Source organism: Cedecea sp. Ae19-4 (genome assembly GCF_059801165.1).
In genome coordinates, this window is sequence record NZ_JBCHWG010000002.1 from 269,957 (window position 1) to 291,903 (window position 21,947).

A 21,947-nucleotide genomic window follows, 5' to 3' on the forward strand; every position below is an offset into this window, starting at 1 on the left:
GCGTACTCTTCGTAGTTGCTGAATAAACCGGGGTAACATACCTGTTACCCCAGATTTTTGCACTTAGTACAGCGCCTTACCGGAACTGTCTTTTACATTGGTCTTCCATGCAGCGCGAACTTGCTCAACCACAGAGGCTGGCAGCGTTGCGTAATCCAGGGCGTTAGCTTCTTTCGCGCCAGATTTGTATGCCCAGTCAAAGAACTTCAGCACTTCTGCGCCCTGCTCAGGGTTTTTCTGCTCTTTGTGGACCAGGATGAAGGTGGTGGAGGTGATTGGCCACGCTTCGTCACCTTTCTGGTTGGTCAGATCCTGTGCGAAGGATTTGCTCCAGTCAGCGCCTTTAGCCGCGTTAGCAAAGTTTGCTTCGGTCGGGCTAACTGGCTTACCGTCAGCGGACAGCAGCTTGGTGTAAGTCAGGTTGTTCTGCTTAGCATAAGCGTATTCAACGTAGCCAATGGAGCCTGGCAGACGCTGTACGAAGGCTGCGATGCCGTCGTTGCCTTTGCCGCCCAGACCGGTTGGCCAGTTAACGGTAGAGCCTGCGCCAATTTTAGATTTCCACTCTTCGTTCACTTTAGACAGGTAGCTGGTGAACACGAAGGAAGTACCGGAGCCGTCAGCACGACGAACAACCGCGATGTTCTGATCCGGCAGTTTGTGGCCTGGGTTCAGCTTAGCAATCGCCGGGTCGTTCCATTTTTTGATGGTGCCCAGGTAGATGTCACCCAGGGTTTTGCCGTCCAGAACCAGCTCGCCAGACTTAAAGCCTGGCAGGTTAACCGCCAGCACTACGCCACCGATTACGGTAGGGAACTGGAACAGGCCTTCTTGCTGTAATTTGTCATCCGCCAGAGGGGCGTCAGAAGCGCCGAAGTCAACGGTGTTAGCAATGATTTGCTTCACGCCGCCGGAGGAACCGATACCCTGGTAGTTCACCTTGTTACCAGTTTCTTTCTGGTAGGTATCTGCCCACTTGGCATACACCGGCGCAGGGAAGGTTGCACCAGCGCCAGTCAGGCTTGCAGCTGCAAACGCAGTAGAAGCGCTCAGAGATAAGGTCGCGGCGACAACAGTTGCGACAGTGGTACGCATAACGTTCATAATGTCTCCTGCCAGATGTTCGTAAATTGTTGTTTAATTGAATACAGGGTAGAAAATAGGACAGTTTGGTGACAGTTAAATGTACGAATTATGACAGTTTTATGACAATCCGCTCAGCGCCATAAAAAAACACACAACCCCATGTTTTTTAAAGCATCATTAAATTCAGTTTATTTAAAAAGGTGTTTAAAAATGAAAGCCTATCTGTCTGTATTATGTACGATATCACTCATTATGACAGCCTCTACCGTTTACGCTGATGCCGTTGAAGCACGTAATACGGATAGTTTCAGCTCAACGCTCGCCACCTTTTCAGGAAGTAATACCCTCGTCCCTACATCGATTAAGGAAAGCACAATTGTCGAGATGAAGGATCGCCTGGAAAAGTTGCAGTCAAATTACGACGGTAGCGTCAGGAAAATAGATGAGCAGGAAACCAGGCTGGATGAGATGAAAAACAAACTGTCTCAAATGGAAAGTAAAGCCAATGAGCAGCAATCCAAAATGGACAGCCTGAAGCGGGATAACGAGCAGCTTTCCCGCAAGATTGATGAACTCGCCCAGAAAATTAAATAACAAAAAAGCCCTCAACTGCGTAGAGGGCTTCTCTATGACTCCGCGACAATTTATCCGGCGACGCTAGAGCACGTCTCTGTCCAGCTCGGGCATCATCACCACGCTCTCCTGCTCGTTAGGATCGGTCCGCGAAATAATCACCACCGCAGGCTCATCGGTATTGTTGTAAGGCAGGTGCGGGGTATCCATTGGGATATAAAGAAAACTGCCGGCGGGAAGCTCAAGAAAATGCTCCAGCCCATCGCCATAAAGCACCGACGAAGTTCCGCTCAGGGCATAAATTGCGGTTTCATGGTGTTCGTGCTTGTGGGCTTTAGCCTGCGAACGAGGAGGTATGGTCGCCAGCTGCATATGGATATGCTGTGAGTCGACGGCCTCCTTTGAAACACCTACCTGATAAGAAAGCCCCTGCTTGCCTATAAATACTGGCTGCGGCTTGACCAGCCGACAGTGAGGTTTGTTTGCCGACATTTGTTGTTTCCCGCTCAGAAATAAAAACACCCTGCAAACTCGCCGTTCGCAGGGTGGATGCGAAAGCTAACCCGGTATTTCGCCCGAGGTTAGCTTCGTTTATAGCATTATTGATCCGGTGAGAAACGGCTTTTCCATCCGCTAATCGCGACTGATTAGTGACAAAAAATTACTCAACCGTTACCGATTTCGCCAGGTTACGCGGCTGATCCACGTCGGTGCCTTTGATCAGCGCCACGTGGTAGGACAGCAGTTGCAGCGGCACGGTGTAGAAGATAGGCGCAATCACCTCTTCCACATGCGGCATCTCGATGATGTGCATGTTGTCGCTGCTGGTAAAGCCGGCGTCACGGTCGGCGAACACATACAGCTGGCCACCGCGGGCGCGAACCTCTTCGATGTTGGATTTCAGTTTTTCCAACAGCTCGTTGTTCGGAGCCACAACGATAACCGGCATATCAGCATCGATCAGCGCCAGCGGGCCGTGCTTCAGCTCGCCTGCCGCATAGGCTTCAGCGTGAATATAGGAGATCTCTTTCAGCTTCAGCGCACCTTCCATGGCGATCGGGTACTGATCGCCACGACCAAGGAACAGCGCATGATGTTTGTCAGAGAAATCTTCCGCCAGCTGCTCAATGCGTTTGTCCTGGGACAGCATTTGCTCGATACGGCTTGGCAGCGCCTGCAGGCCATGTACGATATCTTGCTCAACCTGTGCATCAGCGCCTTTCAGGCGGCTCAGCTTAGCCACCAGCATCAACAATACGGTCAGTTGAGTGGTAAACGCTTTGGTTGAGGCCACGCCGATTTCCGTTCCGGCATTGGTCATCAGCGCCAGGTCGGATTCACGCACCAGAGAAGAGCCTGCCACGTTACAAATCGCCAGCGAACCGAGATAGCCCAGCTCTTTGGAAAGGCGCAGCGCCGCGAGGGTGTCCGCCGTTTCGCCAGACTGGGAAAGGGTGATCATCAGGCTGTTGCGGCGCACCGCAGATTTGCGGTAGCGGAATTCAGAGGCGATTTCGACATCGCAAGGCACGCCGGCCAGCGCTTCAAACCAGTAGCGGGAAACCATGCCTGAGTTATAGGACGTACCGCAGGCTACGATTTGAATATGCTCAACTTGAGAGAGCATTTCATTGGCTTTTGGCCCCAGCTCCGTCAAATCCACTTCACCGTGGCTGATGCGCCCGGCCAGGGTGTTTTTGATGGCGTTCGGCTGCTCGTAGATCTCTTTCTGCATGTAATGACGGTAAATGCCTTTGTCGCCAGCGTCATACTGCAGATTGGATTCGATGTCCGGGCGCTGAACCTGCTCGCCTTTAGTATCAAAAACGGTCACCGCGCGACGGGTCACTTCTGCGATATCGCCTTCTTCGAGGAAGATAAAGCGGCGCGTTACCGGCAACAGTGCCAGCTGATCGGAGGCGATAAAGTTTTCACCCATGCCCAGGCCGATGACCATCGGGCTACCGGAACGCGCGGCCAGTAGCACATCCGGGTTACGGGTATCCATGATTACGGTGCCATAAGCGCCGCGAAGCTGAGGAATAGTGCGAAGGACAGCGTCGCGCAGCGTGCCACCCTGCTCCAGTTCCCAATGCACCAGATGAGCAATAACTTCGGTATCCGTCTGGGAGACAAACGTGTAGCCGCGAGACTGCAGCGCTTCACGCAGCGGCTCGTGGTTTTCGATAATACCGTTGTGTACGACCACAATGTGGTCGGAAACATGTGGGTGAGCATTAATTTCTGAAGGTTCGCCGTGCGTTGCCCAACGGGTATGGGCAATCCCGGTGCCGCCATGCAGAGCGGTTTCTTCCGCAGCTTCCGCCAGTTTCTGTACTTTACCCAGACGACGCAGACGGGTCATGTGACCTTTGTCGTCAACAACCGCCAGGCCCGCAGAGTCGTACCCGCGGTATTCCAGACGACGAAGCCCTTCGAGAAGGATTTCAGCGATATCACGTTGCGCCACTGCGCCAACAATTCCACACATAATTTTTAAGTCCTGATAATGGCGTTAGCCATGTGTTGTCGCTGACCTGTTTATTCCGGTTTTCCGGAGCCCCGAGCCTTGTAGAGAGTGGGGTTATTTTTATGGTTACTGCCTTTGGGCGGGGCGTTTTCAAGAACGACCCTCACCCCAGCCCTCTCCCTGGAAGGGAGAGGGAGGAAATCTGTGTTTTGTTCAGCTCCCTGGCCCTTAGAGAGGAAGGGAAAGCCATCTCAGTCCAGTTCCCTCTCCCTTTGGGGAGAGGGTTAGGGTGAGGGGAAATTACTTTTTCTTAACCGGACGCTGCCAGCCCTGAATGTGTTTCTGTTTTACGCGGCTGATCACCAGTTCATTTTCAGCAATGTCGCGCGTCACTGTCGTCCCGGCGCCAATGGTGACACCGCTGGCCACGGTAACCGGGGCCACCAGTTGAGTATCAGAGCCAACAAACACGTCATCGCCAATGATCGTTTTATGTTTGTTCGCGCCGTCGTAATTGCAGGTAATTGTGCCTGCACCGATGTTCACGTTGTCGCCAATTTCGGCATCACCGAGGTAGCTCAAATGGCCCGCTTTAGAACCTTTCCCCAGACGAGCTTTCTTCATTTCAACGAAGTTGCCCACGTGAGCGCCTTCCGCTAGTTCCGCGCCAGGGCGCAGGCGGGCAAATGGCCCGATGGTGCAAGCGGCTTCAAGCGTCGCATCTTCAATAACCGTATACGGACTGATTTCGCAGTCATCACCGATAACGGCATTTTTAATCACGCAGCCGGTCCCAATCTTCACGCGGTTACCCAGCGTAACGCGGCCTTCCACAATGACATTAGTATCTATTTCAACATCGCGCCCGTGCGTGAATTCACCGCGTAGATCGAACCGAGCCGGATCGCGGAGCATAACGCCCGCCAGCAGCAGCTTATCGGCCTGCTCCGTCTGGTAAACGCGCTCCAGGCGAGAAAGCTGCAGGCGGTTATTCACGCCTTCAACTTCACTCAGGCGATCCGGATGAACGGCGGCAATCTCACGCCCTTCACCATGAGCCAGAGCAATAATGTCCGTGATGTAAAACTCGCCCTGGGCGTTGTTGTTATCCAGCTTGCCGAGCCAGCGCTTCAGATCTGCGCCGTTAGCCACCAGAATCCCGGTGTTGATTTCATTGATTTTGCGCTGTTCTTCACTGGCGTCTTTATGCTCAACGATGCCAACGACCTTGCCATTTTCCCGCGCAATGCGGCCATAGCCGGTCGGATCATCAAGCTTAACGGTCAGCAAACCAATGCCGCCCTGCGGTTTAGCTTCACACAGGCGCCGTAAAGTTTCGACCGAGATCAGCGGCACATCGCCGTACAGCATCAGAATGTCTTCGTCATCGGCAAAGAACGGTGCCGCCATCTGCATCGCATGGCCGGTTCCCAGCTGCTCCGCCTGCAGTACCCAGTTAAGCGAGCCGTCGTTCAGGGTTTGCTTTAGCAGATCCCCGCCGTGGCCATACACCAGGTTCACCCGCTGAGCACCTAATTTATTAGCGGCGTCAATGACATGCTGAACCATTGGCTTCCCAGCCAGCGTGTGCAGCACCTTTGGAAGATCTGAGTACATGCGGGTTCCTTTGCCGGCGGCAAGGATAACCACGCTCATTGCGCTGTTTGACATACGTGTCCTGAATCTGTTTAGTGTGTGAAGTAAAGCGATTTAGCCTTGAAAATTCTACATATTTTGCACCAAAAAATACGTTGCTGCTAATTTCACCGCCTTGAGATTATCTGCGTCTTTTATAGCAGTAATCGCGGCAGAATCCATGAGAATTAAGGCCGAAACAGGGGCTAAACACCCCGAGAAAACCGCTATCTAGCTGGTTTTATGGTTATTTTGAGCATGGAATAAAGCTGAGAAATAAAAAATGCCAGTCAGGTTTCCCGGACTGGCATTTGTCTTTTCAAGCAGGTAGTTACATCGCTTTTTTGGTTAACTCGATAACGCGCAGTTTGGCGATCGCTTTAGCCAGTTCAGCAGAAGCCTGAGCGTAATCCACGTCACCGTGGGAGCTGTGCATGTGCTCTTCAGCTTTGCGTTTCGCTTCCAGGGCACGCGCTTCGTCGAGATCCTGGCCGCGAATTGCGGTGTCAGCCAGGACGGTTACGTTACCCGGCTGCACTTCCAGAACACCGCCGGACAGGTAGATAAACTCTTCATGTCCGTGCTGTTTAACGATGCGAATCATACCAGGCTTAATGGCGGTGAGCAGCGGGGCGTGACCTGGGTAGATACCCAGCTCACCTTCGCTACCCGTTACCTGGATCTTTTCGACCAGACCGGAGAACATTTGCTGCTCCGCGCTGACGACGTCCAGGTGGTAAGTCATAGCCATGTCACCCTCCGATTAGGCGTTAAAGTTTTTTCGCTTTCTCAACGGCTTCGTCGATGGAGCCGACCATGTAGAACGCCTGCTCTGGCAGATGGTCGTATTCGCCGTCCATGATGCCTTTAAAGCCACGGATGGTATCTTTCAGCGAAACGTATTTGCCTGGAGAACCGGTAAAGACTTCTGCTACGAAGAATGGCTGAGACAGGAAGCGCTGGATCTTACGCGCACGTGCTACAACCAGTTTGTCTTCTTCGGACAGTTCGTCCATACCCAGAATCGCGATGATGTCTTTCAGTTCCTGGTAACGCTGCAGGATAGACTGAACGCCACGCGCGGTATCGTAGTGCTCCTGACCAACAACCAGTGGATCCAGCTGGCGGCTGGTGGAGTCCAGCGGGTCAACTGCCGGGTAAATACCCAGAGATGCGATCTGACGGCTCAGCGTAACGGTTGAGTCCAGGTGCGCAAAGGTGGTCGCCGGAGACGGGTCAGTCAAGTCATCCGCAGGAACGTAAACGGCCTGTACGGAGGTGATAGAACCGGTCTTGGTGGAGGTAATACGCTCCTGAAGAACACCCATCTCTTCTGCCAGAGTTGGCTGATAACCTACCGCAGAAGGCATACGACCCAGCAGTGCAGATACTTCTGTACCGGCCAAGGTATAACGGTAGATGTTATCAACGAACAGCAGAACGTCGCGGCCTTCGTCACGGAATTTTTCCGCGATGGTCAGACCGGTCAGCGCTACGCGCAGACGGTTACCTGGTGGCTCGTTCATCTGGCCGTAAACCAGTGCTACTTTATCCAGAACGTTGGAGTCGGTCATTTCGTGGTAGAAGTCGTTACCCTCACGAGTACGTTCACCCACGCCCGCAAACACGGAATAACCGGAGTGCTCGATCGCGATGTTACGGATCAGCTCCATCATGTTTACGGTTTTACCTACGCCCGCACCACCGAACAGACCAACTTTACCGCCCTTAGCGAACGGACAAATCAGGTCGATAACTTTGATGCCGGTTTCCAGCAGTTCCTGAGAGCTGGACAGCTCTTCGTAGGAAGGTGCTGCACGGTGAATAGCCCAACGGTCTTCTTCGCCGATGTCGCCTTTCATGTCGATTGGCTGACCCAGCACGTTCATGATACGGCCCAGGGTCGCTTTACCTACCGGGACTTCGATCGGATGCTCAAGGTCATTGACTTGCAGACCGCGACGCAGACCGTCGGAGGAACCCATTGCGATGGTACGCACGATACCGCCGCCGAGCTGCTGCTGAACTTCCAGCACCAGCTTCTCATTGTTGTTCTGTACCTCAAGCGCGTCATAAACGCGCGGTACGCCGTCCTGAGGGAACTCGACGTCCACCACGGCGCCGATTACCTGGACAATCTTTCCAGTAGCCATCTTGAATCCTCTACGTAATTCGTTTACCCGTCATATTTCAATTTGCAGATGCGTTGACTGCCTTCCCTCACCTCCGTCACTTACTGAAGTAAGCTCTTGAGGATTTGCTCAGTTGGCGTCTTTCTGCAAACCGAACTATTTAGGGTAATAAACCTGGTTTAAACCGCGGACGCACCACCGACGATTTCGGTAAGTTCCTGAGTAATGCTGGCCTGACGAGCTTTGTTGTATACCAACCGCAGCTCTTTAATCAGGCTGCCGCCGTTATCGGTTGCGGCTTTCATCGCCACCATACGTGCGGCCTGCTCGCTGGCCAGGTTTTCTACGACGCCCTGATAAACCTGAGACTCAACATAACGACGCAGCAGGGTGTCCAGCAGCGCTTTCGGGTCCGGTTCGTACAGGTAGTCCCAGGATTTACGCTTCAGATCCTCATCTTCTGATGCCGGTAACGGCAGCAGCTGAGTGATGGTCGGAACCTGAGACATGGTGTTAACAAATTTGTTGCTGACAACGTACAGCTTGTCCAGACGACCTTCGTCGTAGGCTTGCAGCATCACTTTCACCGGGCCGATCAGTTCAGACAGGGAAGGGGTATCTCCCATGCCGGTAACCTGAGCAACCACGTTGCCGCCAACGGAGTTGAAGAAAGAAACGCCTTTAGAGCCGATCATCGCGAGTTCGCTCTGAACGCCCTTATCGGACCACTCTTTCATATCCGCCAGCACTTTTTTGAACAAGTTAATGTTCAAACCGCCGCACAAACCACGATCGGTCGACACCACCAGGTAGCCCACGCGCTTAACGTCGCGTTCTTCCAGGTATGGGTGCTTATATTCCAGATTACCGTTCGCAAGGTGACCAATCACTTTGCGCATGGTATCTGCATAAGGACGGCTGGCCGCCATGCGATCCTGCGATTTACGCATTTTGGAAGCGGCGACCATCTCCATCGCTTTGGTGATCTTCTGCGTGTTCTGGACGCTTGCGATCTTACTACGTATCTCTTTTGCGCCGGCCATGAGCTTCTCCTCAATGCCTTGCGGCTTGCCCTAGAGCAAGCCGCCAGACGTTACCAGGACTGGGTTGCTTTAAAGGAGTCGAGGATGCCTTTCAGCTTGCCTTCGATCTCGTCGTTATAGCCACCGGTCTGGTTAATTTCTTGCATCAGCGGAGCGTGATCACGGTCAGCGTAAGCCAGCAGAGCGGCTTCGAAGCTACCGATTTTCGCCAGTTCCACGTCTTCGAGGTAACCGCGTTCAGCCGCGAACAGCACCAGACCCTGTTGTGCAACAGACATTGGGGCATACTGTTTCTGCTTCAGCAGCTCGGTCACTTTCTGACCGTGGCTCAGCTGTTTACGGGTGGCTTCATCCAGATCGGATGCGAACTGAGAGAACGCAGCCAGTTCACGATACTGTGCCAGCGCGGTACGAATACCACCGGACAGTTTCTTGATGATCTTGGTCTGAGCAGCACCACCAACACGAGATACCGAAATACCTGGGTTAACTGCCGGACGAATACCGGAGTTAAACAGGTTGGTTTCCAGGAAGATCTGACCATCGGTAATCGAAATTACGTTGGTTGGAACGAACGCAGAAACGTCACCCGCCTGGGTTTCGATGATCGGCAGAGCGGTCAGGGAGCCGGTTTTACCTTTAACTTCACCTTTGGTGAAAGCTTCCACGTATTCCGCGTTAACGCGGGATGCGCGCTCCAGCAGACGGGAGTGGAGGTAGAACACGTCGCCCGGGAAGGCTTCACGACCTGGTGGACGACGAAGCAGCAGGGAAACCTGACGATAAGCAACAGCCTGTTTAGACAGGTCATCGTATACGATCAGCGCATCTTCACCGCGGTCACGGAAGTATTCGCCCATTGCGCAACCAGCATATGGTGCCAGGTATTGCAGTGCAGCGGATTCAGAAGCAGTTGCCACAACAACGATGGTGTTGGACAGTGCGCCGTGCTCTTCCAGTTTACGAACCACGTTAGAAATGGTGGACGCTTTCTGGCCGATAGCCACGTACACACATTTAATACCGGAGTCACGCTGGTTGATGATGGCATCGATTGCCATCGCGGTTTTACCAGTCTGACGGTCACCGATGATCAGCTCACGCTGGCCACGGCCGATTGGAATCATCGCATCGACGGATTTATAACCGGTCTGCACCGGCTGATCGACGGACTGACGTTCGATTACGCCTGGCGCGATAACTTCGATTGGCGAGAAGCCATCGTTATCAACCGGACCTTTACCGTCGATTGGTGCACCCAGGGTGTTCACCACGCGGCCCAACAGGCCACGGCCAACCGGAACTTCCAGAATACGGCCAGTACACTTAACCTTCATGCCTTCGGCGAGGTCAGCGTATGGGCCCATCACTACAGCACCTACGGAGTCGCGCTCCAGGTTCAGTGCGATAGCGTAACGGTTACCCGGCAGGGAAATCATCTCACCCTGCATACAATCGGCCAGGCCGTGAACGCGGATAATACCGTCACTTACAGAAACAATAGTACCTTCGTTATGAGCTTCGCTCACAACATTGAACTGAGCAATGCGCTGCTTGATCAGTTCGCTGATTTCGGTGGAATTCAGTTGCATGCTCCAGTCCCCTTAAGACTGCAAGACGTCTGCAAGACGTTCAAGACGGCCGCGTACGCTACCGTCAATGACCATATCACCCGACTGGATGATAACGCCCGCCATAACAGACTTATCGATTTTGCAATTCAGCTTAACTTTGCGTGACAGACGTTTTTCCATTGCGGACGTAATGTTTGCAAGCTGTTCATGGCTAAGTTCAGCCGCGGAGGTTACCTGAACCTCTGCAATCGCTTCACTCAGCGCGCGTAAATGCGCGAACTGCTCAAGAACATCCGGGAGCGCTTTTAAACGACCGTTATCAGCCATCACCTTAATCAGGTTCTGGCCGTTGGCGTCCAGCTGCTCGCCGCAAATGGCGATGAACGAATCTGCGAGCGTTTCTGGTGCCAGGGCACCGGAAAGAAGCTCTTCCATTTGTTCGTTTTTCGTTACCTCGGCAGCAAACGCCAGCATATTCTGCCAGCGGTCTACGCTCTGGTGTTCGACGGCAAAGTCAAAAGCTGCTTTGGCGTAGGGGCGAGCTACAGTAACAAATTCAGACATCAGCCCCTCCCTCCTTACAGTTCAGCGACCAGTTTATCGACGATGTCGCTGTTAGCAGCTTCATCTACGGAACGTTCGATTATCTTCTCGGCACCGGCAATTGCCAGCAGAGCGACCTGCTTACGCAGCTCTTCACGAGCGCGTTTACGCTCAGCGTCGATTTCTGCCTGAGCCTGCCCAACGATTTTATTACGTTCCTGCTCTGCCTCAGTTTTCGCTTCATCAAGGATCTGGGCACGGCGTTTGTTCGCCTGCTCAATGATCACCTGAGCTTCCGCTTTGGCTTTTTTCAGCTGGTCGGTCGCGTTGGCCTGTGCAAGGTCAAGGTCCTTTTGAGCACGTTCTGCAGAAGCAAGACCGTCAGCAATTTCTTTCTGACGCTTCTCGATGGCTGCCATTAATGGCGGCCATACGTACTTCATGCAGAACAGAACAAACAGGACAAACGCGATGGCCTGGCCGAGGATTGTTGCGTTAATGTTCACAGCACAATGCCTCTTTGTTAGTTAACGTTCTGATATTACTAGATGACTCAAACATCGCTCACTAGGCGACGGCGAACATCACGTACAGACCCAGACCAACAGCGATCATTGGGATTGCATCCACCAGACCCATTACGATAAAGAACTGAGTACGCAGCAGTGGAATCAGATCTGGTTGGCGTGCAGCGCCTTCCAGGAATTTGCCCCCGAGGATGCCGATACCGATCGCAGCACCGATTGCCGCCAGACCCATCATCACAGCGGCAGCCATGTACAGCAGATCCATATTCAGGTTTTCCATGACAGTCTCCAAGTTTGTTTCAGTTAAACGCAGTAGTGGTAAGTAAATTAATGTTCTTCAGACGCCATCGACAGATAGACGATCGTCAGAACCATGAAGATGAAGGCTTGCAGCGTAATAATCAGGATGTGGAAAATGGCCCACGGCACATTCAGAATCCACTGTGACCACCACGGCAACAGACCTGCAATCAGAATGAAAATCAGCTCACCGGCATACATGTTGCCGAACAGTCGCAGACCCAGTGATACAGGTTTGGACAGCAGGCTTACCCCTTCAAGGATTAAGTTGACAGGAATAAATGCCCAGTGATTGAACGGCTGCAGCGTCAGCTCTTTCGTGAAGCCGCCAATGCCTTTCATTTTGATGCTGTAGAACAGAATGAGGATAAACACGCCTAGCGCCATAGACAGGGTGATATTCACGTCCGCAGACGGCACCACGCGCAGGGCTGGCAGGCCTAAGAAGTGCTCGCCGATAAGCGGCAGCAGATCGATAGGCAACAGATCCATCAAGTTCATCAGGAAGACCCAGACGAAAATCGTCAGGGCGAGTGGAGCGATAACCTTGCTTTTGCCATGGTACATGTCTTTCACGCTGCCATGCACAAAGCCAATAATCAGCTCGATAAAAGTCTGAAATTTACCCGGGACGCCGCTGGTTGCGGTTTTCGCCACTTTACGGAACAACACCAAGAACACCAGCCCCAGAAATACTGAGAAGAACATGGAGTCGATGTTGAGCGTCCAGAAGGTAGCCGGGGGGTTATGCGGATCCACCAGCGAGAAAGTACGCAGGTCCAACTGAAGGTTATTCAGGTGGTGACCTATATACTCCTGCGGTGTAGAGATTTCTCCTGCAGACATGATGCCTCTTACCCTTTGTTGTTAATTACAGCTGGTGCGAGTATCTGCACAACCAGCACCGAAACCCACGTCACTATTAGCGGCAATACCACCGCCTTAAAGTACGCCAGCGCCACCACTAAAATGATGAAGGTCGCAATCACCTTTAGCACTTCGCCGAAAGCGAATGTCCAGGCCACGCGGCCTTTTGCGGGTGTATGCGCCTGATGACGCCAGGCAAAAATCATAAACAGCGCGTTTGGCAACCAAACCGCCAGGCCTCCACCGAGAGCGGAAGCGCCCCAAGAAGGAGCTTTAAGGCAAAACAGCAGTCCAATTGCTACCACAGCCAGAAGTTGGATGAACAGAAGCTTGCGGGCTACGTTCTTACTCAAGAGCGACACAGACATGACGTTTCCTAACTCCTGCTACCTATGAGGTATGTCGCGTGTCGTATAAAACTGTCTTTGCGACGCTGAGTCAAGCCTCAAAAAGCGAGCAAATTATACGGTGCGGCCCAGTGATTTCAAACAATAAGTAGCGAAAAGGTGAACAAATGTTTAATTAATTTTCCGCAGAGCCGTTTTCTGACTTTTGGTGAATCGCATCGGCTTCCTCAAAAAGTGCAAATAAGCCGAAATCCCTGACAGCAAAGCGTGCACACGATCACAAATTAAACATCTTATCGGCAGACATTATTTTGCCGCTTAAGAAAGCACTAATTACAGATGACTGATAATTAAGCTGATTAATGTGCACTCTGTTTAAAACAAGCTGAAACATCATAAAAACCTTTCATTGACATTCCAGTTAAACTTTTAACATCCGACAAAGGCCGTTTTTCGGCATAATTTTAGCCGGATGATATTTTCGAATAAAATTATTACCCTGGTAATTAATCACTTTTAAGTTAAAAGCAGGATAAATCCGAGTTAAAGATTGGTTAAATGTAACCAACCATTACATCGATCGCCCCGCCGTTTTTTAACCTCAGTGAAACATCTCTATCGCGTCGTTTTTTGATAAATATTAAGTTTTGTTTGCCTTAATCAGCACCAAATGCCTCTCCCCTTCCAGGCTCGGCACGTTGAGTTTGACGATATTTTCAACGGTGAATCCGGCAGGCAGTTGGGTAATTTCTTCATCCGGACGCACCCCTTTCAGCGCATAGAACTTTCCGTGCGCAGCAGGCAGATGGTGACACCAGTTCACCATGTCGCTTAGCGAGGCAAAAGCCCGGCTGATAACGCCGTCAAACGGAGGTTCCGCCGGAAAATCCTCCACGCGACTTTGTACCGGAGTAATGTTTTCCAGCTTCAGCTCGTGCTGGACCTGACGCAGGAATCGCACACGCTTGCCGAGGCTGTCCAGCAGGGTGAAATGCGAATCAGGGCGCACGATTGCCAGCGGGATCCCAGGCAGACCAGGGCCCGTGCCAACGTCGATAAACCGGCTGCCCTGCAAATGCGGTTCGACCACAATGCTATCCAGAATATGCCGCACCAGCATTTCATCAGGATTACGCACCGAAGTGAGGTTATAGGCCTTGTTCCATTTGTCGAGCAGCGAAACATAGCCCACCAGTTGCTGCTGCTGATTTTCAGGGAGAGTGATGCCCGCTTCTTTCAGCAGGCGAGATAATTTAGTCAGCACGTCATAAACCCATCAAAAAAAGAGGCCAGGATTGCCTGGCCTGTTGTCGTCTGTTTTTAAGCGCTGCGTCGCAGCAGCCCTTGTTTTTTAAGCCAGACAAGCAAAATAGAGATTGCCGCAGGGGTAATACCCGAGATGCGCGATGCCTGGCCAATGGAAACCGGTTTGTGATCGTTAAGTTTGGCGATCACTTCGTTAGACAGCCCGCTCACCTGACTATAGTCGAGCGTGGCTGGTAACACAGTATTCTCATTGCGTTGCTGTTTTTCAATCTCATCCTGCTGGCGTGCAATATAGCCTTCGTATTTAACCTGGATCTCGACCTGCTCTGCAGCCTGAGGATCTTGAAGTCCTGGCGCAAAGGTCGACAGCTGCGTCATCGCCGCGTAGGTCATTTCTGGGCGACGCAGCAGATCTTCGCCGTTAGCTTCTTTGGAAAGCGGGGCACTGAGCTGCGCGTTCACCTCTGCTACCTGCTCAGAGTTCGGGTGCAGCCAGATATCTTTCAGGCGCTGACGCTCACGTTCGATCATTTCCAGCTTGTCGTTGAAGCGAGCCCAGCGAGCATCATCCACCAGACCCAGCTCACGACCGGCTTCGGTGAGACGCAGGTCGGCGTTGTCTTCACGCAGCATCAGGCGATATTCAGCCCTGGAAGTAAACATACGGTACGGTTCTTTGGTCCCCAGAGTGCACAGGTCATCAACCAGCACGCCAAGGTAAGCCTGATCGCGACGCGGTGCCCAACCCTCTTTCTCGGCAGAGAACCGAGCGGCATTGAGACCGGCAAGCAGACCCTGAGCAGCGGCTTCTTCGTAACCAGTGGTGCCGTTGATCTGACCAGCAAAGAACAGCCCCTGGATAAATTTGCTTTCCAGCGTTGGTTTCAGATCGCGCGGATCGAAAAAATCATACTCAATCGCGTAGCCTGGGCGAACGATCTTCGCATTCTTCATTCCCTTCATCGAACGAACGATTTGCATCTGAACGTCAAACGGCAGGCTGGTGGAGATCCCGTTCGGGTAAATTTCGTTGCTGGTCAGCCCTTCAGGCTCCAGGAAGATTTGGTGCGCGTTGCGATCGGCAAAACGCATCACTTTATCTTCGATAGACGGGCAGTAACGAGGACCAATGCCTTCGATAATCCCTGCATACATTGGACTGCGGTCGAGGTTATTACGAATGACCTCGTGAGTTTGCTCATTGGTATGCGTGATGTAGCAAGGTACCTGCTCCGGGTGCTGGTTCACGTTCCCCATGAAGGAGAAGACCGGCATCGGGTTATCTCCGTGTTGCGGAGCAAGTACGCTGAAATCAATGGTGCGGGCGTCAATGCGCGGAGGTGTCCCGGTTTTCAGGCGACTGACGCGCAAAGGCAGTTCACGTAAGCGACGTGAGAGCGGGATCGACGGAGGATCGCCCGCACGGCCGCCGCTGTAGTTATCCAGCCCGATGTGGATCTTACCATCCAGGAAGGTGCCTACTGTCAGCACAACCGCTTTCGCGCGGAATTTAAGCCCCATCTGGGTGACCGCACCGACGACACGATCGTTCTCAACGATAAGATCTTCAACCGCCTGCTGGAAAATCATCAGGTTTGGCTGGTTCTCCAGCGCGGTGCGCACGGCCTGACGGTAAAGCACGCGGTCTGCCTGAGCGCGAGTGGCGCGGACTGCCGGGCCTTTGCTGGCGTTTAGTATTCTAAACTGAATGCCTGCATGATCGATCGCGGTAGCCATCAGGCCACCGAGAGCATCCACTTCCTTAACCAAATGTCCCTTGCCAATACCGCCAATAGCCGGGTTACAGGACATCTGTCCCAGCGTGTCGATATTGTGTGTCAGAAGCAGGGTCTGCTGACCCATACGAGCTGCGGCCATTGCCGCCTCTGTGCCTGCATGACCCCCGCCGATGATAATGACGTCAAAAGGATCTGGATAAAACATGGTAACTGCCTCGGTTTCGCGAATGAGGGTTTGTGACTTCCCGGGCTGGGGATTCTACTCAACTTTAGTCTTTCGAGAAAGCATCGGGATCTTCGGTTATTAAAAGAAGATCTTTTTTATTTAAAGATCTCTTTATTGTGATCTCTTATTAGGATCGACCACCTCTGTGGATAAGCCATTTATCCATTTTAGGATCAACAACCTGGAAAGGATCTTTTGCTGTGTACTACCGGTGATCCCAGACCGTATAAGCTGGGATCAGAATTGAGGTTTATGCACAACTCAAAAAGTGAACAGCGGTTGTTATTGGGATAACTACGGGTTAATCCAAGCTTTTAACCAGAGTTATCCACATCTGATCGCGCAATCTTTACACTTCAGGGAGTAAATTAATCCAGGAACCAACCCAAATTTCGGCTGGATCCTCAGGAATGTCGTGATCGAGGATGTTAATTTTGAGCAAGGATCCTATGCGGGTTGCACCGCATTCGGTCAGAAGCAGATCGATCTTCTCTATAGCACCGCAAAACGTGTCGTATTCACGGCTGCCGATCCCGATCGCGCCATAGCTTACGTCGCTCAGATCCGGGCGCTGTTCATTTATAGCGTCATAGAAAGGCTGCAGGTTGTCCGGCAGATCGCCAGCACCATGTGTGGAAGAGACCACCAGCCAGATACCGCTGGCTTTAAGATCTTCTAAAAGAGGGCCATGCAGCATTTCAGTGCCGTGTCCCGCTTCTTCAAGCTTCTCTGCCAGATGTTCTGCTACATATTCGGCACTACCCAGAGTACTGCCGCTAATCAGAGTGATATCAGCCATTGTGTCCCGCCTTTTCAAATCGTCGCGTATTGTACGCTGTGAAAGAGCGGGGATCTACCTGTGGATAATATGGGTATTAAAATTAACGATCAGGGCCGGATAGTGCGCATGATCGGGTTCTGCAGCGAGATCAGCGTTTCAGTGGACTGAATTTCATCGATTGTTTGGATCTTGTTGATAAGTACCTGCTGGAGGGCATCAATGGATCGGCACATCACCTTAATAAAGATGCTGTAGTGGCCGGTGGTGTAGTAAGCCTCAGTGACCTCATCCAGGTTTTCCAGCTTGGTCAGGGCGGAGGGATAATCTTTGGCGCTTTTCAGAATGATGCCAATAAAGCAGCAGACATCGTAGCCGAGCTGCTTCGGGCTGATGTCGATACGCGCCCCGGTAATGATCCCCGCCTGCTTCATCTTTTCGACGCGGACGTGAATGGTGCCCGGGCTGACGCCAAACTGTTTGGCCAGTTCTGCATATGCGGTGCGGGCATTGGCCATTAATGCTTCGAGTATGCCGCGATCGAGATTGTCGATCTGATAATTATCCATCACTTTTTCCTATGATAAATGCCGATTTTCCATTTTTTATAGCCTTAAATTCGTTGATTAAAAAGAGGCTGGCCTTTTTTATTGTTGATTATTGAATACGGTGACGTTTCTGTTGCTTAATCGATGACAGAAACACCACAACAAAGAGAAAAGCCATGAAAACCGCCTGGATTGCTAAACAACGTCAGATCAGTTTTGTGAAAACCCATTTTTCCCGTCAGCTGGAAGAGAAGCTGGGCCTGATAGAAGTACAGGCACCGATCCTCAGCCGCGTAGGGGATGGCACACAGGACAACCTTTCTGGCAGCGAGAAAGCAGTGCAGGTGAAGGTGAAAACCTTGCCGCAGGCGCAGTTTGAAGTGGTGCATTCGCTGGCCAAATGGAAAAGAAAAACGCTCGGCCAGCACGACTTCAGCGCGGGCGAAGGGCTTTACACGCACATGAAAGCTCTTCGCCCCGATGAAGACCGTTTATCCCCGATTCACTCGGTCTATGTCGATCAGTGGGACTGGGAACGCGTGATGGGTGACGGCGAACGCCACACCGGCACGCTAAAACAAACCGTAGAGAGCATCTGGGCGGCAATTAAGGCTACCGAGGCTGAAGTGAGTGAACGGTTTGGCCTGGCTGCCTTGCTGCCGGAGAAAATCCATTTTGTTCACAGCGAAACGTTATTGCAGCGCTTCCCTGGTCTGGACGCAAAAGGCCGCGAGCGGGCTATCGCTAAAGAACTTGGCGCGGTCTTCTTAATCGGTATCGGGGGCAAGCTGTCGGACGGGAAACGTCACGACGTCCGCGCCCCGGATTATGATGACTGGTCAACCGGCGGGGAAGCGGGTTTACCGGGGCTGAACGGCGATATCCTGGTCTGGAACCCGGTGCTGGAAGATGCGCTGGAGCTTTCTTCTATGGGGATCCGCGTGGATGCGGACACCCTGAAGCGCCAGCTGGCGATCACCGGAGATGAAGACAGGCTCCAGCTCGAATGGCACCAGTCGTTGGTGAAAGGTGAAATGCCGCAAACCATCGGCGGCGGCATTGGCCAGTCTCGTCTGACGATGCTGCTGCTTCAGCTGCCGCATATTGGCCAGGTTCAGTGCGGCGTCTGGTCGCCAGAAGTGCAGGCTAAGGTTAGCGACCTGCTGTGAGTCTTAGCGCCGCCAGCGACGCAGCAGGCGGCTTCTCATCCCGGTGTCAAAGCGCCAGATATGGTCAAAGATGCGCATGATGCCGGGTTTTCCATGCCCCGACATGGCGACCGCGTGAAAGCGGTTCTGATACTGCCGCTGCAGTGCCTTCACGCTGCTGACGACATCGTCCGGTAGCCGCTGGGCGATAAAATCTGAGATCACCACCGCATCGGCATCGTGCCAGTCTCCGGTTTGCATTTTTTCCAGGATCGAGCGGAAACAGCTGGCAAGATCCGTCCCGCCGCTGAAGTGCTGGCTTAAAAAACGGATCGCCTGATCGATGCCGTCCCGCCCGCTGACCTCATAGCGCACCACTTCGCTGGAAAACAGCATAATAAAGCAGCGCCGGTTGTCGGCGAGGGCAATGCGCATCAGCGCCAGGCAAAAAGCCTTTGCGCATTGCTCGTTGAACCCGCCCATGGAGCCGGAAGTGTCCACGCAGACAATAAATGGCCCGCGAGGTTGTTCGTCAAAATCCTGATGGGCGACCGGGCGTTCGATGATTTTTTCACGCCATGCGTCACCGTGCAGACGGTAAGTGAGCAGTTGCTTCTCCACCAGGCGGCGGTAGAACTCAAATTCCAGTTCGGTAATCCCAAGGGTTGCCAGTTCGGGCGGCAGCAGGCGCAGGATATCGTCGCTGCGCTGTAGGCCGTCAACCTGTTCGGGCACGGTGGCAGGTTCCCGAACCAGCATACGCCAGGGCTCCGTGGGGGAATCTTTCCGCGGGACCGATTTTGCCTCGCGGGAGCGGCCCAGCTGTTCGGCAAGCTGCATCAGCTCGGGCTGGCCGGTGAGAAACTCGCCGTATTGCACAATCAGCTGATAGTCCCCGCGCTTGAGCGTGCCGCCGCTCATGTCCCACAGCTTGCCCGCTGCTTTATCGTTTTCGGCAAGTGCGGGGTCCAGTTGCCCGCTAAGTGCCAGCCGCTCCTGAATCTCCGCCAGCAGCTTGTCGCGCTCGTCTTCTAACAGCTGCTGGTTAAGCGACGTGGCCTGTACAACCAGGCTCAACCGCCAGCGCTGCAGAAACAGCGTATGCTGCGCCGGGGTGAAGTGCGGGTTATCAGCCACCAGCGTTTTGGCCTGTTCATAGAACGGCGAGCCGAGCTTATGCAGCAGCTGAATAATTTCCGGCAGCCGCATGATGAGCTGCCCGGTGGTGAGTAACTGACTCTGCTGGTAGCAAAGGACTTCCTGCGCCAGCTCATCCGGGACGTGTCCGTCCTTCAGTCGGCCTTTGAGCTGGTCTCGCCAGCGAGGTAAGTCTTCACTAACTGCTTTTTTCAAACGCGGGAATTTTTCGAAAAACACCGCCAGCTGCGGGGCAGCCAGCAGGGTAATAATGATCTCTTCTATCAGTTCGCCTTCACCAATAGTCAGGATCATATCCAGCGTTTCAACGCTTATCATTGCCGGGCCTGTTTCAGCTGTGCCGCAACGTCCTGCAGGCTGGCTTCAATTTTTCCCAGCCAGTCGCTTTCAATAAACAGGCATTTTTGCTGATCGTTAAAGCGCTCGTGCTGCTGGTATAACGCGGCGTCGAGATCGTCAAACTGCTTTTTGATCTCATCCGGTACGCCCTGTTGCTGGTGGCCCGGCAGCGCCAGCCGTGTGGCCTGGAGGCTAACATCGCGAATGGTCAGGTGCAGGCTGTTGTCCACTTCAAGGTTAAGCAACTGCGCAAAACCAATGCCGTTCAACTTGCCGCGGACCTCGCCTCCTTTATTAAGCCACTGCGCCAGCGCCTCACGCGCCAGGGTGATATGAATCACTTCGATATCGTGCAGTTTCAGCGGCTTTTGCAGTAAAAGCGTTAGCGTTTCGCCGGTTATCTCATCCGGGAGCTGGTACTGCGGCTTGCGGCTGAACATACCGGTCTGCTTGAGCACGGTGAAAGCGTCCCGATCGCTGCTTTGCTGCTGAAGCTGGAGGCGGCGCTGGACGATGCCGCTGAGCTTGCTCAGAATGGCCTGCTGCTGCCACGCGTGGCCGGTCATCAAAACTTCAATCTGCTGCTGCATCAAATTCATTGTTGCCGTGTCGTGCCACAGACAGTCTTTGAGCAGGATAAGATCGATAGGCGCCACGGCATCGCGGCCGTTAAAGAAGGCGCTGGCCTGCAGCAGACGAATGGCTTTTTTCCAGCGGCGATCGGATACATAAGGTGCCCCCGGCGTGGCCTCAAGCAGCTGCCTCAGGGTGAAGATCAGTTCAAAAACGTCGTCCGGCAGCGCGACGCCGCCAATTTGCTGTTGCCAGGTGAAATATTCTTCATCGGTAACCTGCAGGTTTTCGGTGACCGGATTAAAGTTTTCGTCGTGCTGGCTGATGAGCATTGAGCGGAAATTCGCTTTGTCCTGTACTTTGTCGAGCCACAGGCGGATTAGCATGCGGTCATACAGCGCTTCCAGGCTGCTGTCCGCTTCGGGCAATTCGTTGGAGGCGGCCACCAGCAGGCGCATGGGGATTTTGTCTTCGCTGGCGCCATTGCGGAAGCGGCGTTCGTTAATGGCGGTCAGCAGGGTGTTTAGAATTGCCGGGCCGGCTTTCCAGATCTCATCCAGAAACACGATTTCGGCTTCCGGCAGGTAGCCGGCGGTCAGGCGCTCATAGCGGCCTTCATCTTTCAGCGCCTGAATAGAAAGCGGGCCAAAAACTTCTTCTGGCGTTGAGAAGCGAGTCATTAGATATTCAAAGGCGCGCGCTTCGCGAAAGGCGAATTTCAGGCGGCGGGCGATCAGGCTTTTTGCAATGCCTGGCGGACCAAGTAAAAAGACGCTTTCGCCGCTCAGCGCCGCCAGCAAACAGAGACGAACGGCGTGCTGACGTTCAAAAAGTCCCTTTTCCAGCGCCTGGCTGAGACGAGAAATTCTTTCAGCCAGCAAATGTGATTGAGCCATAATTAGCTTTGCATCCTTACGCGGTTAACCCTGTGGAGAAACGCGAGTATAGCGTTTATTTTTAGCCAGTTAATGTGCTGATTATGCCGCATGCAACGTTTGAGCTGAGATAAGTCAAATGCATTTAGGAGTACGATTTACACAATTATCGTGCATACTGTGCGCCGTTTTGTGGGCCA

The 21,947-nt window shown here is 52.9% G+C and carries 21 protein-coding genes; 2 read left to right on the forward strand and 19 right to left on the reverse strand.

Annotated features, from left to right (window positions below):
- Nucleotides 1–63: 63 nt before the first annotated feature.
- Nucleotides 64–1,104 (reverse strand): phosphate ABC transporter substrate-binding protein PstS, encoded by a 1,041-nt coding sequence (gene pstS, locus AAIE02_RS14040; RefSeq protein WP_008457728.1) that lies wholly within the window; start codon nucleotides 1,102–1,104, stop codon nucleotides 64–66.
- 192 nt (nucleotides 1,105–1,296) lie between these two features.
- Here pstS and AAIE02_RS14045 point away from each other — a divergent pair, with 192 nt between their 5' ends.
- Nucleotides 1,297–1,680, forward strand: coding sequence for a hypothetical protein (locus AAIE02_RS14045; protein ID WP_157141406.1), 384 nt, complete (start codon nucleotides 1,297–1,299; stop codon nucleotides 1,678–1,680).
- A gap of 63 nt (nucleotides 1,681–1,743) precedes the next feature.
- Here AAIE02_RS14045 and AAIE02_RS14050 read toward each other — a convergent pair whose 3' ends face one another.
- The 16 genes from AAIE02_RS14050 to asnC form a co-directional block, all read right to left on the reverse strand.
- A complete protein-coding gene (locus AAIE02_RS14050; RefSeq protein ID WP_166994937.1) occupies nucleotides 1,744–2,151 on the reverse strand; it encodes a cupin domain-containing protein in 408 nt (135 codons plus the stop codon).
- Nucleotides 2,152–2,320: 169 nt separating this feature from the next.
- Nucleotides 2,321–4,150: a glutamine--fructose-6-phosphate transaminase (isomerizing) gene (gene glmS, locus AAIE02_RS14055; RefSeq protein WP_166994939.1), complete on the reverse strand. Its 1,830-nt coding sequence runs from the start codon at nucleotides 4,148–4,150 to the stop codon at nucleotides 2,321–2,323.
- Between the two features lie 279 nt (nucleotides 4,151–4,429).
- Nucleotides 4,430–5,800: a bifunctional UDP-N-acetylglucosamine diphosphorylase/glucosamine-1-phosphate N-acetyltransferase GlmU gene (gene glmU / locus AAIE02_RS14060; RefSeq protein ID WP_498532798.1), complete on the reverse strand. Its 1,371-nt coding sequence runs from the start codon at nucleotides 5,798–5,800 to the stop codon at nucleotides 4,430–4,432.
- Nucleotides 5,801–6,095: 295 nt separating this feature from the next.
- The gene (locus tag AAIE02_RS14065; RefSeq protein WP_008457739.1) at nucleotides 6,096–6,515 is read right to left on the reverse strand and encodes a F0F1 ATP synthase subunit epsilon; all 420 of its coding nucleotides are present in this window, start codon (nucleotides 6,513–6,515) and stop codon (nucleotides 6,096–6,098) included.
- Between the two features lie 19 nt (nucleotides 6,516–6,534).
- A complete protein-coding gene (gene atpD / locus AAIE02_RS14070; protein ID WP_008457741.1) occupies nucleotides 6,535–7,917 on the reverse strand; it encodes a F0F1 ATP synthase subunit beta in 1,383 nt (460 codons plus the stop codon).
- A gap of 158 nt (nucleotides 7,918–8,075) precedes the next feature.
- Nucleotides 8,076–8,939, reverse strand: coding sequence for a F0F1 ATP synthase subunit gamma (gene atpG, locus AAIE02_RS14075; protein WP_008457744.1), 864 nt, complete (start codon nucleotides 8,937–8,939; stop codon nucleotides 8,076–8,078).
- Between the two features lie 50 nt (nucleotides 8,940–8,989).
- A complete protein-coding gene (atpA, locus tag AAIE02_RS14080) occupies nucleotides 8,990–10,531 on the reverse strand; it encodes a F0F1 ATP synthase subunit alpha (RefSeq protein ID WP_008457747.1) in 1,542 nt (513 codons plus the stop codon).
- A 12-nt stretch (nucleotides 10,532–10,543) separates the two neighbouring features.
- Entirely contained in the window at nucleotides 10,544–11,077 is a 534-nt protein-coding gene (gene atpH, locus AAIE02_RS14085) for a F0F1 ATP synthase subunit delta (protein WP_039299001.1), read from the reverse strand.
- A 14-nt stretch (nucleotides 11,078–11,091) separates the two neighbouring features.
- Nucleotides 11,092–11,562: a F0F1 ATP synthase subunit B gene (atpF, locus tag AAIE02_RS14090; protein WP_008457751.1), complete on the reverse strand. Its 471-nt coding sequence runs from the start codon at nucleotides 11,560–11,562 to the stop codon at nucleotides 11,092–11,094.
- A gap of 61 nt (nucleotides 11,563–11,623) precedes the next feature.
- Nucleotides 11,624–11,863 carry a F0F1 ATP synthase subunit C gene (gene atpE, locus AAIE02_RS14095; RefSeq protein WP_000429386.1) on the reverse strand — a complete coding sequence of 80 codons (240 nt, stop codon included), beginning with the start codon at nucleotides 11,861–11,863 and terminating at the stop codon, nucleotides 11,624–11,626.
- A 47-nt stretch (nucleotides 11,864–11,910) separates the two neighbouring features.
- Nucleotides 11,911–12,729 (reverse strand): F0F1 ATP synthase subunit A, encoded by an 819-nt coding sequence (atpB, locus tag AAIE02_RS14100; RefSeq protein WP_008457754.1) that lies wholly within the window; start codon nucleotides 12,727–12,729, stop codon nucleotides 11,911–11,913.
- Nucleotides 12,730–12,737: 8 nt separating this feature from the next.
- On the reverse strand, nucleotides 12,738–13,118 hold the full coding sequence (gene atpI, locus AAIE02_RS14105) for a F0F1 ATP synthase subunit I (protein ID WP_008457755.1): 381 nt from the start codon (nucleotides 13,116–13,118) through the stop codon (nucleotides 12,738–12,740).
- A 619-nt stretch (nucleotides 13,119–13,737) separates the two neighbouring features.
- Nucleotides 13,738–14,361: a 16S rRNA (guanine(527)-N(7))-methyltransferase RsmG gene (gene rsmG / locus AAIE02_RS14110; protein ID WP_008457757.1), complete on the reverse strand. Its 624-nt coding sequence runs from the start codon at nucleotides 14,359–14,361 to the stop codon at nucleotides 13,738–13,740.
- Between the two features lie 56 nt (nucleotides 14,362–14,417).
- Nucleotides 14,418–16,307: a tRNA uridine-5-carboxymethylaminomethyl(34) synthesis enzyme MnmG gene (gene mnmG / locus AAIE02_RS14115; RefSeq protein ID WP_498532799.1), complete on the reverse strand. Its 1,890-nt coding sequence runs from the start codon at nucleotides 16,305–16,307 to the stop codon at nucleotides 14,418–14,420.
- A 370-nt stretch (nucleotides 16,308–16,677) separates the two neighbouring features.
- Nucleotides 16,678–17,127, reverse strand: a complete 450-nt coding sequence (mioC, locus tag AAIE02_RS14120; protein ID WP_008457762.1) for an FMN-binding protein MioC — start codon at nucleotides 17,125–17,127, stop codon at nucleotides 16,678–16,680.
- 89 nt (nucleotides 17,128–17,216) lie between these two features.
- The gene (gene asnC / locus AAIE02_RS14125) at nucleotides 17,217–17,675 is read right to left on the reverse strand and encodes a transcriptional regulator AsnC (RefSeq protein WP_008457765.1); all 459 of its coding nucleotides are present in this window, start codon (nucleotides 17,673–17,675) and stop codon (nucleotides 17,217–17,219) included.
- A 155-nt stretch (nucleotides 17,676–17,830) separates the two neighbouring features.
- On the opposite strand from asnC, the gene asnA reads away from it, so the two are divergent.
- Nucleotides 17,831–18,823, forward strand: a complete 993-nt coding sequence (gene asnA, locus AAIE02_RS14130; protein ID WP_336983687.1) for an aspartate--ammonia ligase — start codon at nucleotides 17,831–17,833, stop codon at nucleotides 18,821–18,823.
- Between the two features lie 3 nt (nucleotides 18,824–18,826).
- Here the strand turns inward: asnA and viaA are convergent, their stop codons facing one another.
- A complete protein-coding gene (gene viaA, locus AAIE02_RS14135; protein WP_166994947.1) occupies nucleotides 18,827–20,278 on the reverse strand; it encodes an ATPase RavA stimulator ViaA in 1,452 nt (483 codons plus the stop codon).
- Nucleotides 20,275–21,768 (reverse strand): ATPase RavA, encoded by a 1,494-nt coding sequence (gene ravA, locus AAIE02_RS14140; RefSeq protein ID WP_498532800.1) that lies wholly within the window; start codon nucleotides 21,766–21,768, stop codon nucleotides 20,275–20,277. Before ravA ends, viaA begins: the two co-directional genes overlap by 4 nt.
- Nucleotides 21,769–21,947: the final 179 nt, after the last annotated feature.

Excerpts from the sequence above, each read along its gene's own strand:
- pstS (WP_008457728.1), bottom strand. The coding sequence starts at position 1,104 with ATGAACGTTATGCGTACCACTGTCGCAACTGTTGTCGCCGCGACCTTA.
- AAIE02_RS14045 (WP_157141406.1), top strand. The coding sequence starts at position 1,297 with ATGAAAGCCTATCTGTCTGTATTATGTACGATATCACTCATTATGACA.
- AAIE02_RS14050 (WP_166994937.1), bottom strand. The coding sequence starts at position 2,151 with ATGTCGGCAAACAAACCTCACTGTCGGCTGGTCAAGCCGCAGCCAGTA.
- glmS (WP_166994939.1), bottom strand. The coding sequence starts at position 4,150 with ATGTGTGGAATTGTTGGCGCAGTGGCGCAACGTGATATCGCTGAAATC.
- glmU (WP_498532798.1), bottom strand. The coding sequence starts at position 5,800 with ATGTCAAACAGCGCAATGAGCGTGGTTATCCTTGCCGCCGGCAAAGGA.
- AAIE02_RS14065 (WP_008457739.1), bottom strand. The coding sequence starts at position 6,515 with ATGGCTATGACTTACCACCTGGACGTCGTCAGCGCGGAGCAGCAAATG.
- atpD (WP_008457741.1), bottom strand. The coding sequence starts at position 7,917 with ATGGCTACTGGAAAGATTGTCCAGGTAATCGGCGCCGTGGTGGACGTC.
- atpG (WP_008457744.1), bottom strand. The coding sequence starts at position 8,939 with ATGGCCGGCGCAAAAGAGATACGTAGTAAGATCGCAAGCGTCCAGAAC.
- atpA (WP_008457747.1), bottom strand. The coding sequence starts at position 10,531 with ATGCAACTGAATTCCACCGAAATCAGCGAACTGATCAAGCAGCGCATT.
- atpH (WP_039299001.1), bottom strand. The coding sequence starts at position 11,077 with ATGTCTGAATTTGTTACTGTAGCTCGCCCCTACGCCAAAGCAGCTTTT.
- atpE (WP_000429386.1), bottom strand. The coding sequence starts at position 11,863 with ATGGAAAACCTGAATATGGATCTGCTGTACATGGCTGCCGCTGTGATG.
- atpB (WP_008457754.1), bottom strand. The coding sequence starts at position 12,729 with ATGTCTGCAGGAGAAATCTCTACACCGCAGGAGTATATAGGTCACCAC.
- atpI (WP_008457755.1), bottom strand. The coding sequence starts at position 13,118 with ATGTCTGTGTCGCTCTTGAGTAAGAACGTAGCCCGCAAGCTTCTGTTC.
- mnmG (WP_498532799.1), bottom strand. The coding sequence starts at position 16,307 with ATGTTTTATCCAGATCCTTTTGACGTCATTATCATCGGCGGGGGTCAT.
- mioC (WP_008457762.1), bottom strand. The coding sequence starts at position 17,127 with ATGGCTGATATCACTCTGATTAGCGGCAGTACTCTGGGTAGTGCCGAA.
- asnC (WP_008457765.1), bottom strand. The coding sequence starts at position 17,675 with ATGGATAATTATCAGATCGACAATCTCGATCGCGGCATACTCGAAGCA.
- asnA (WP_336983687.1), top strand. The coding sequence starts at position 17,831 with ATGAAAACCGCCTGGATTGCTAAACAACGTCAGATCAGTTTTGTGAAA.
- viaA (WP_166994947.1), bottom strand. The coding sequence starts at position 20,278 with ATGATAAGCGTTGAAACGCTGGATATGATCCTGACTATTGGTGAAGGC.
- ravA (WP_498532800.1), bottom strand. The coding sequence starts at position 21,768 with ATGGCTCAATCACATTTGCTGGCTGAAAGAATTTCTCGTCTCAGCCAG.